The organism is Bradyrhizobium sp. STM 3809, from assembly GCF_000239795.1.
Classification (GTDB): domain Bacteria; phylum Pseudomonadota; class Alphaproteobacteria; order Rhizobiales; family Xanthobacteraceae; genus Bradyrhizobium.
On the sequence record NZ_CAFJ01000114.1, the window covers coordinates 1 to 9,453 of the forward strand.

Sequence of the window (9,453 nt, forward strand, 5' to 3'; positions counted from 1 at the left end):
TCTCCCGCAAGGGGAGAGGGCGCATTCACCGGCAGCGCGCTCGAGCGCTACGGTGAAAGTTGTTTAGTGCGACCGCAAGCTATCAGTCGTCATTGCGAGGAGCGAAGCGACGAAGCAATCCAGAGTCCCATCGACGCCCCTGGATTGCGTCGCTTCGCTCGCAATGACGGCGGCAACCATCGAGCAAGGACGACCAATGGCCACCCGACAAACTCAACTGCTCGCCCGGGCGCTGATGTCGCCGGCGGTCATCCTGCTGTTCGTGTGGATGATCGTGCCGCTGGCGCTGACGGTCTATTTCTCGACGCTGCATTACAGCCTGCTCGATCCAGGCTCCGAGAGCTTCGTCGGCTTCGAGAACTTCACCTACTTCCTCACCGATCCCGCTTTCCTCGCGTCGCTGCAGAACACCCTCACCCTGGTCGGCTCGGTGCTGCTGCTGACGATCGGCCTCGGCATTCCCCTGGCGATCCTGCTCGACCAGCCGGTGATCGGCCGCAACTTCATCCGCCTGATGGTGATCGCGCCGTTCTTCGTGATGCCCACCGTCAGCGCGCTGGTGTGGAAGAACCTGCTGATGCACCCGGTGTCCGGCCTGTTCGCGTGGATCGCGACCTCGCTCGGACTGACGCCGATCGACTGGTTCACCGACGCGCCGCTGCTCGCTGTCATCTTCATCGTCGCCTGGCAATGGCTGCCATTCGCGACGCTGATCCTGTTGACCGCGCTGCAGTCGCTCGACGAGGAGCAGAAGGAGGCGGCCGAGATGGACGGTGCCGGCGCGCTGTCGCGCTTTATCTACCTGACCCTGCCGCATCTGGCCCGGCCGATCACGGTGGTGATCCTGATCGAGACCATCTTCCTGCTCACCGTATTCGCCGAGATCTTCGTCACCACTGGTGGCGGACCGGGCCTGCAGACCACGAACATCGCCTTCCTGGTCTATTCGCAGGCGCTGATCCAGTTCGACGTCGGCACGGCCTCGGCCGGCGGTCTCGTTGCCGTGGTCATCGCCAATATCGTCGCCTTCTTCCTGGTCCGCATCGTCGGCCGTAACCTCGAGGCGTAACAGCATGGCGCGCAAGGTCACCGGACGTCACGTCGTGATCGCAACAGTCGGCGCCTGGCTGGCCGGCTTCGTGATCTTCTTCCCGATCCTGTGGATGGTGCTGGCGAGCTTCAAGACCGAGCTGGAGGCGTTCGCGACGCCGCCGTCGTTCCTGTTCTTCCACTGGACCACCGAGAACTACGTCACCGTGCAGGAGCGCAGCGACTATCTGCACCACGCGCTGAACTCGCTGATCGTCGCCGGCGGCTCGACGCTCATTGCGCTCTTGATCGCGATCCCCGCCGCGTGGTCGATGGCGTTCTCGCCGACCAGGCGCACCAAGGACATCCTGCTCTGGATGCTCTCGACCAAGATGATGCCGCCGGTCGGCGTGCTCGTGCCGATCTATCTCATCTACAAGAACATGGGCCTGCTCGACACGCGCACCGGGCTCGTCTTCATCCTGTGTCTCGGCAACCTGCCGATCGTGATCTGGATGCTGTTCACCTATTTCAAGGAGATCCCGAAGGACATCCTCGAAGCCGCGCGGATGGACGGCGCCACGATCGGGCGCGAGCTGATCTACGTGCTGACCCCGATGGCGATCCCAGGCCTCGCATCGACCCTGCTGCTGAATCTCATCCTCGCCTGGAACGAGGCGTTCTGGACCTTGAACCTGTCGACGCTCGAGGCGGCGCCGCTGACGACGTTCATCGCCTCCTATTCGAGTCCGGAAGGGCTGTTCTGGGCGCGGCTGTCGGCGGCCTCGACGCTCGCGATCGCGCCGATCCTGATCATCGGCTGGTTCAGCCAGAAGCAGCTCGTGCGCGGGTTGACCTTCGGCGCAGTGAAGTAACGAAAGGGCTGATCATGGGACGGATCACGCTGGAAGCCGTGCAGAAATCGTTCGGGCCGGTGCACATCATCAAGGGCGCCGATCTCGACATTCCCGACGGCGCCTTCGTGGTGTTCGTCGGTCCCTCCGGCTGCGGCAAGACCACGCTGCTGCGGCTGATCGCTGGGCTGGAGGACGTCTCCGGCGGCCGCATCCTGATCGACGGCAACAATGTCGTCGACGTGCCGCCGGCCAAGCGCGGCCTGTCGATGGTGTTCCAGTCCTACGCGCTGTACCCGCATATGAGCGTGCGCGGCAACATCGCCTTCGGCCTGAAGATGGCAGGCTTGCCAAAGGCCGAGATCAACCAGAAAGTTGAAGCCGCCGCCGCGACGTTGAACCTCACGCCCTATCTCGACCGCAAGCCGCGCGAGCTCTCCGGCGGCCAGCGCCAGCGCGTCGCGATCGGCCGCGCCATCGTGCGCGAGCCCAAGGCCTTCCTGTTCGACGAACCGCTGTCCAATCTCGATGCTGCGCTGCGCGTGCAGATGCGGCTCGAGGTGACGCGGCTGCAGAAGCAGCTCGGCACCACCGCGATCTACGTGACCCACGATCAGGTCGAGGCCATGACCATGGCCGACAAGATCGTGGTGCTGAACGCCGGCCGCATCGAGCAATATGGCTCGCCGATCGAGCTCTATCAGCGCCCCGCCAACCTGTTCGTGGCCGGCTTCATCGGCTCGCCGAAGATGAATCTGATCGTCGGCGAGGAGGCCGCGCAGCGCGGCGCCACCACGATCGGCGTGCGGCCGGAGCATATCGCCATCGTCGAGGACGGCGGCGAGGGCTGGCGCGGCAAGGTGCTGGTCGCCGAGCATCTCGGCAGCGACACCTTCCTTTACGTCGATTCCGGCGCGCTGGGCACGCTGACCGTGCGCTGCGTCGGCGAGAAACGGCTCAGCGCCGGCGATGCGGTGACGCTGCGGCCCGAGCCGAACCGCATCTACCGCTTCGACGCGAACGGCAATTCCATCTTCACATGAGAGGTGACGTCCCCTCCGGGCGTCAACGACAACCACGGACGACGACGATGTATCTGGACAAATTCAAGCTGAACGGCAAGACCGCGCTGGTCACGGGCGGTGCGCAGGGCATCGGCCTGGCCTGCGTCGAGGCGCTGGCGGAGGCGGGCGCGCATGTCGTGATCGCCGACCGCGACGCCAAGGCTGCCGCGGACGCGCAGGCGGCGATGAAGGCGAAGGGCTTCTCGACCGAGACCGCGCTGATGGACGTGACCAATTCGGCCGAGGTGACGCGGATCGCCGACGATCTCGCCGCGCGGCATGGCAAGGTCGACATCCTCGTCAACAATGCCGGCATTGCGCGCAGCGAGACGCCGGCAGAGACCGTCACCGACGAGCATTGGCTCAACGTGCTCGACGTCAATCTCAACGGCACCTTCTGGTGCTGCCGCGCCTTCGGCAGGCACATGCTGCAGGCCAAGAGCGGCACCATCGTGAATATCGGCTCGATGTCGGGCTTCATCGTCAACAAGCCGCAGGAGCAGTGCTTCTACAACGCCTCCAAGGCCGCGGTGCACCATCTGACCAAGTCGCTGGCGGCCGAATGGGGCGCGCGCGGCATCCGCGTCAATGCGGTGGCTCCGACCTATATCGAGACGCCGCTGAACGCCTTCGTGAAGAGCAACCCGCGCATGTACGACGCCTGGATCGGTGGAACCCCGATGGGCCGGATGGGGCAGGTCGAGGAGATCGCCTCGGTCGTGCTGTTCCTGGCCTCGGAGGCGGCAAGCCTGATGACCGGCAGCGTCGTCGTTGTCGATGGCGGCTACACTTGCTGGTAAGCTCGCGTCAAATCTGACGGGAGCGAACCATGGCCAAGGCCTTTGTCGGTGTCGATGTCGGCACATCGAGCACGCGCGCCGGAGTTTTCGACGAGACCGGCCGGCTGCTGGCCGCGGCGCGGCATCCGATCCAGACCTGGCACGAGGCCGGCGATGTCGTCGAGCAGTCCTCCGACGACATCTGGCGCGCCTGCTGCGCCGCCGTGAAGGCGGCGATCGCGGAAGCGGGCCTCGCGCCGGAACTGGTCAAGGGCATCGGCTTCGACGCCACCTGCTCGCTGGTGGCGCTCGATCCCCAGGGCGCGCCGGTCACCGTCAGCAGCTCCGGCGACGCGGCGAGGAACGTCATCGTCTGGATGGATCACCGTGCGCTCACCGAAGCGCGCGACATCAATGCCACCGGCGATGACGTGCTGCGCTATGTCGGCGGTTCGATCTCGCCGGAAATGGAGATGCCGAAGCTGCTTTGGCTGAAGCGGCATCTGCGCGCAAGCTTCGACGCGGCCGGTCACTTTTTCGACCTCGCCGACTTCCTGACCTGGCGCGCGACCGGCGCGACGGCGCGCTCGATGTGCACGGTCACCTGCAAGTGGAATTATCTGGCGCATGAGGCGCGCTGGAGCGCGGACTATTTCCGCCGCATCGGGCTCGAGGAGTTCGTCGCCGAAGATTATGCGCGCATCGGCACCGGGATCGTCGCGCCCGGCACGTCGCTCGGACAAGGCCTGTCGCGCGCGGCCGCGACGGAGCTGGGCCTCGTCGCGGGCACGCCGGTCGGCGCCGCGCTGATCGATGCCCATGCCGGCGGCATCGGCGCGATCGGCGGCTGCGCGGCGGATGGCGGCGAGGTCGATGTCTGCGACCGGCTCGCCTACATCATGGGGACGTCGGCCTGCATCATGGCAACGACGCGGGCGCCGTCCTTCGTGCCCGGCGTCTGGGGCCCGTATTATCAGGGCATGGTGCCCGGCTTCTGGCTCAACGAGGGCGGCCAGTCTGCCGCGGGCGCCGCGATCGATCATCTTCTACGCTCGCATCCGGCCGCGGCGGAGGCCACGTCTGCCGCGCGCGCCGAGGGGCTGGATCTGATCAGCTTCCTGGAGAAGCGGATCATGGCGCGCGCGCCGAGCGTCGGCGCGGCGGCGCGGCTCGCCCGCGACGTCCATATCCTTCCTGAGTTTCTCGGCAACCGCTCGCCCTACGCCGACCCGGATTCGCGCGCCGTGATCGCCGGGCTCGATCTCGATGCCGATATCGGCGCGATGGAGCGGCTGTTCGTCGCAGGCCTGTGCGGCCTCGCCTATGGTCTCGCCGACGTGATCGATGCCTTCGCCGCCAATGGCATTACCTGCCGGACCCTGGTGATGGCCGGCGGCGCCTCGCGCAGCCCGCTGGTGCGTCAGATCATGGCCGATACGACCGGGCTGACGGTGGCGCTGCCGGGCACCCAGGAGCCGGTGCTGCTCGGCGCGGCCATGTTGGGGGCCGTCGCCAGCGGCGCCTTCCGCTCGATCGGCGAGACGATGGCCTCGATGTCCTCGCTCGGCCGCCTCAGCGAGCCGACCGCGCCTGAAATTGCCGACTTCCACCGCCGCAAGCGGCGCATCCACGGCCTGCTGCGGACGCTTGATCGCGACAGCCGTTCCGTGATGCATGGGGCCGGTTGAGGGGGCTGACCATGATCCTGAGCTGCGGCGATGCGCTGATCGACTTCGTCCCGGCCAAATCGGCCGACGGACACGACGTGCTCAGGCCGGTGGTCGGCGGCTCCTGTCTGAACGTCGCCGTGGGACTGGCGCGGCTGGGCGCGCCGACCGGCTTCGTCGGCGGCATCTCGACCGACCTGTTCGGCACCATGATCGCGGCGCATGCGCAGGGTTCGGCGGTTGATCTCGCCTACACCACCCGCAGCCCCGACCAGACCACGCTGGCCTTCGTCCGCCATGTCGGCAACGAGGCGCAATACGCGTTCTACGACGCCGAGACCGCGGCGCGGAAATGGACCTATCGGCCGGGCAGCATCCCGTTTGCCGCCATCGATGCCATCCATGTCGGCTCGACCACGCTGATCCATGATCAGGGCGCGCGCGAGACCCGCGCGATGATCGCCGCGACGCAAGGTGCGGTGACGATCTCGTTCGATCCGAACTGCCGGCCGAATCTCGTGACCGACAAGGCGGCCTATATCGCCGGCATGGACGCGTTTGCCGCCAGCGCCGACCTGATCAAGATGTCGGATGTCGACTTCGACTTCCTGCATGGCCATGACGATTACGCGACGCGGGCCGAGGCGCTGCTGGCGCGCGGCACCAGCCTGGTCGTCATCACCCGCGGCCCCGACGGCGCACTCGGCTGGCATGCGCAGGCCGGCCCGGTCGAGGTCGCGGTGCCCAAGGTTGACGTCGTCGATACGATCGGCGCCGGCGACACCTTCCAGGCCGCGATGCTGTTCGCCCTGCGCCAGCTCGGCCGGATCGGCCGGGAGGCGCTCAAGGGCCTGGGAGAGGCCGAGCTGCGCAAGGTGCTCGCCTTCGCCGGCGCGTGTGCCGCCGTCACCTGCACGCGCGAGGGCGCCGACCCGCCGCGGTGGGGCGAGATGGCTGCAACCTGGGATCGTCTGGGCTGAAGCACCCCATTGCGCTCGGCATTGGGAACTGGTTGGCTATTTCTCCGTCATATGAGAGGACCGGACGCTGGCGCGCGACCTCGCGCCGGCCGGCACGGACCTTCGAAGACGCGATAACAACGTGACGCGCCAACGAGTTGCAGGGAGGAGACATATGGCACCAGCCGCCAGGACCGAACCGCTGTCCCGTCACGCGCTGGCCTTCGTGCTGGCGGGCGGACGCGGCAGCCGCCTGCTCGAGCTCACCGACCGCCGCGCCAAGCCCGCGGTCTATTTCGGCGGCAAGTCGCGCATCATCGATTTCGCGCTGTCGAATGCCGTCAACTCCGGCATCCGGCGCATCGCGGTGGCCACGCAGTACAAGGCGCACAGCCTCATCCGCCACCTGCAGATGGGCTGGAACTTCTTCCGCCCCGAGCGTAACGAGAGCTTCGACATCCTCCCGGCCAGCCAGCGCGTCTCCGAGACGATGTGGTACGTCGGAACGGCTGACGCCGTGTACCAGAACATCGACATCCTCGAGAGCTACAATTCGAAATACATCGTCGTGCTCGCCGGCGACCATATCTACAAGATGGACTACGAGCTGATGCTGCAGCAGCATGTCGACCAGCGCGCCGACGTCACCGTCGGCTGCCTGGAGACGCCGCGCGCGGAATCCTCGGGCTTCGGCATCCTCCATATCAACGAGGACGAGACCATCCGCGACTTCATCGAGAAGCCGGCCGATCCGCCGCCGATTCCCGGCAAGCCCGACAAGTCGCTCGCCAGCATGGGCATCTACGTCTTCGACGCCAAATTCCTGTATGACGAGCTGAAGCGCGACGCCGCGGACCCCAACTCGAACCACGATTTCGGCCGCGACATCATCCCCTACATCGTCAAGAACGGCCGCGCCGTGGCGCATCAGTTCAACCGCTCCTGCGTCCGCACCGAGCACGATACGCGCAGCTACTGGCGCGATGTCGGCACGGTCGACGCCTACTGGGCCGCCAATCTCGACCTCACCGACGTGACCCCCGAGCTCGATCTCTACGACCGCGCCTGGCCGATCTGGACCTATTCCGAGATCACCCCGCCGGCCAAGTTCGTCCACGCCGAGGACGGCCGCCGCGGCGAGGCGGTGTGCTCGCTGGTGTCGGGCGGCTGCATCGTGTCCGGCGCCTCCGTGCAGCGCTCGCTGCTGTTCACCGGCTCACATCTGCATTCCTATTCCAAGGTGCACAATGCGGTGCTGCTGCCCTACGTGAACGTCGCGCGCCACGCCCGGCTGACCAACGTCGTGGTCGATCGCGGCGTGCAGATTCCGGAAGGGCTCGTCGTCGGCGAGGATCCGGAGTTCGACGCGAAGCGCTTCCGGACCACGGAGAACGGCATCACCCTGATCACCCAGCAGATGATCGACGGGCTCAATTCATGACGCCACTGCGCGTTCTGTCGGTTGCGTCCGAGGTCTATCCCATCGTCAAGACCGGCGGCCTCGCCGACGTCGTCGGCGCGCTGCCCTGGGCGCTGTTGGCCGAGGATGTCGAGGTCCGCACGCTGATTCCCGGCTACCCCGCCGTGATGAAGGCGCTGGAGCAGGCCAAGGAGATCAGCTCGCTGCCGAACTTCTTCGGCGGCAACGCACGGCTGCTCGGCGGCAGCCATGGCGCGCTCGATCTGTTCGTGCTCGATGCGCCGCATCTCTACGACCGCGAGGGCAATCCCTATCTCGGGCCTGACGGCAAGGACTGGCCGGACAACCCGTTCCGCTTCGCGGCGCTGGCGCGGGCGGCGTCCTATATCGGCTTGGGCGCGGTGCCGAGCTTCGTGCCGGACGTCGTCCATGGCCATGACTGGCAGGCGGGCCTGGTGCCGGCCTATCTGCTGTACAGCCACCGGCCGCATCCCGGCACGGTCATGACGGTGCACAACCTCGCCTTCCAGGGCCGCTTTCCCCGCCACTTCCTGCCGCCGCTCGGCCTGCCGCCGGAATCGTTCTCGATCTACGGCCTCGAATATTACGGCGACATCAGTTTCCTGAAGGCGGGACTGCAATTCGCCGACAAGATCACGACGGTGTCGCCGACCTATGCGCGCGAGATCCAGAGCGACGAGCAGGGCATGGGGCTCGGCGGCCTGCTGCGGCAGCGGTCGTCGGACCTCGTCGGCATTCTCAATGGCATCGATACGACGGTGTGGGATCCCGGCAGCGATCCAGTCATCCCCTCGCATTTCGGCATCGAGAAGCTCGAAGCCCGCGCGCCGAACAAGGCGGCGCTGCAGGCCCGCATGGGCCTGCAGGTCTCGCCGGAGACGTTCCTGCTCGGCGTCGTCAGCCGCCTGACCTCGCAGAAGGGGCTCGACCTTCTGCTGTCGTGTCTGCCGACCCTGACCAGCGCCGGCATCCAGCTGGCGCTGCTGGGCGACGGCGAGGCTGAATTGCGCGACGCCTTCCGCGCCGCCGCGACGCGCCATCCCGGCCAGATCGGCGTCATGATCGGCTATGACGAGGGACTCGCGCACCTCATCCAGGCCGGCTGCGACGCGCTGGTCGTGCCGTCGCGCTTCGAGCCGTGCGGCCTGACCCAGCTCTGCGCGCTGCGCTACGGCGCGCTGCCGATCGTCACCTCGGTCGGCGGCCTCGCCGACACCGTCATCGACGAGACCGAGGCCGGCGTCGCCGCGACCGGCTTCAAGTGCGCCGCCGTCACCGCCGAGTCCCTCGACCAGACGCTCCGCCGCGCCGCCGCCGCCTTCTACGCCGCCCGCAGCAACGCCTCCAACTGGACCCGCATGCAGCTCAACGCCATGCTGACCGACGTGTCGTGGCGGCACCGGGCCGGGCGGTATGCGGAGCTGTATCGCCAGATCGTCGCGCAGCGGAAGCCGGCGGGCTGAGGGGGAGATATTGCGGCGCGCGGCGCCCGACCCTCGCTAAGAACACGCGGCCGACGACCGACCTGCTGCGCTGATCTCGGGACCCGAAGCTCTCCATGAACACGACTCTCGGCGTGTTCGTGGTCCGGTGTGCAGTGTAGCCCCGGCTTTTCCTCCTCATGGTGAGGAGCGCCGCGCCGATCTGGCGGATATGAGGC

The 9,453-nt window shown here is 67.0% G+C and carries 8 protein-coding genes; all 8 read left to right on the forward strand.

Features of this window, described 5'->3' with window-relative positions; all coding sequences use genetic code 11:
• The first annotated feature begins 196 nt into the window (after positions 1-196).
• A complete protein-coding gene (locus BRAS3809_RS05875; protein WP_008961180.1) occupies positions 197-1,069 on the forward strand; it encodes a carbohydrate ABC transporter permease in 873 nt (290 codons plus the stop codon).
• 4 nt (positions 1,070-1,073) lie between these two features.
• Complete coding sequence (locus tag BRAS3809_RS05880; RefSeq protein WP_008961181.1) at positions 1,074-1,904, forward strand: carbohydrate ABC transporter permease; 831 nt, start codon at positions 1,074-1,076, stop codon at positions 1,902-1,904.
• Positions 1,905-1,918: 14 nt separating this feature from the next.
• Entirely contained in the window at positions 1,919-2,926 is a 1,008-nt protein-coding gene (locus BRAS3809_RS05885) for an ABC transporter ATP-binding protein (protein ID WP_008961182.1), read from the forward strand.
• 47 nt (positions 2,927-2,973) lie between these two features.
• A complete protein-coding gene (locus BRAS3809_RS05890; RefSeq protein ID WP_008961183.1) occupies positions 2,974-3,747 on the forward strand; it encodes an SDR family NAD(P)-dependent oxidoreductase in 774 nt (257 codons plus the stop codon).
• A 29-nt stretch (positions 3,748-3,776) separates the two neighbouring features.
• Positions 3,777-5,414, forward strand: a complete 1,638-nt coding sequence (locus BRAS3809_RS05895) for an FGGY-family carbohydrate kinase (protein WP_008961184.1) — start codon at positions 3,777-3,779, stop codon at positions 5,412-5,414.
• A gap of 11 nt (positions 5,415-5,425) precedes the next feature.
• Positions 5,426-6,373: a carbohydrate kinase family protein gene (locus BRAS3809_RS05900; RefSeq protein WP_008961185.1), complete on the forward strand. Its 948-nt coding sequence runs from the start codon at positions 5,426-5,428 to the stop codon at positions 6,371-6,373.
• A gap of 154 nt (positions 6,374-6,527) precedes the next feature.
• The gene (glgC, locus tag BRAS3809_RS05905; RefSeq protein WP_008961186.1) at positions 6,528-7,793 is read left to right on the forward strand and encodes a glucose-1-phosphate adenylyltransferase; all 1,266 of its coding nucleotides are present in this window, start codon (positions 6,528-6,530) and stop codon (positions 7,791-7,793) included.
• A complete protein-coding gene (glgA, locus tag BRAS3809_RS05910; protein WP_008961187.1) occupies positions 7,790-9,256 on the forward strand; it encodes a glycogen synthase GlgA in 1,467 nt (488 codons plus the stop codon). Before glgC ends, glgA begins: the two co-directional genes overlap by 4 nt.
• The last annotated feature ends 197 nt before the right edge of the window (positions 9,257-9,453 follow it).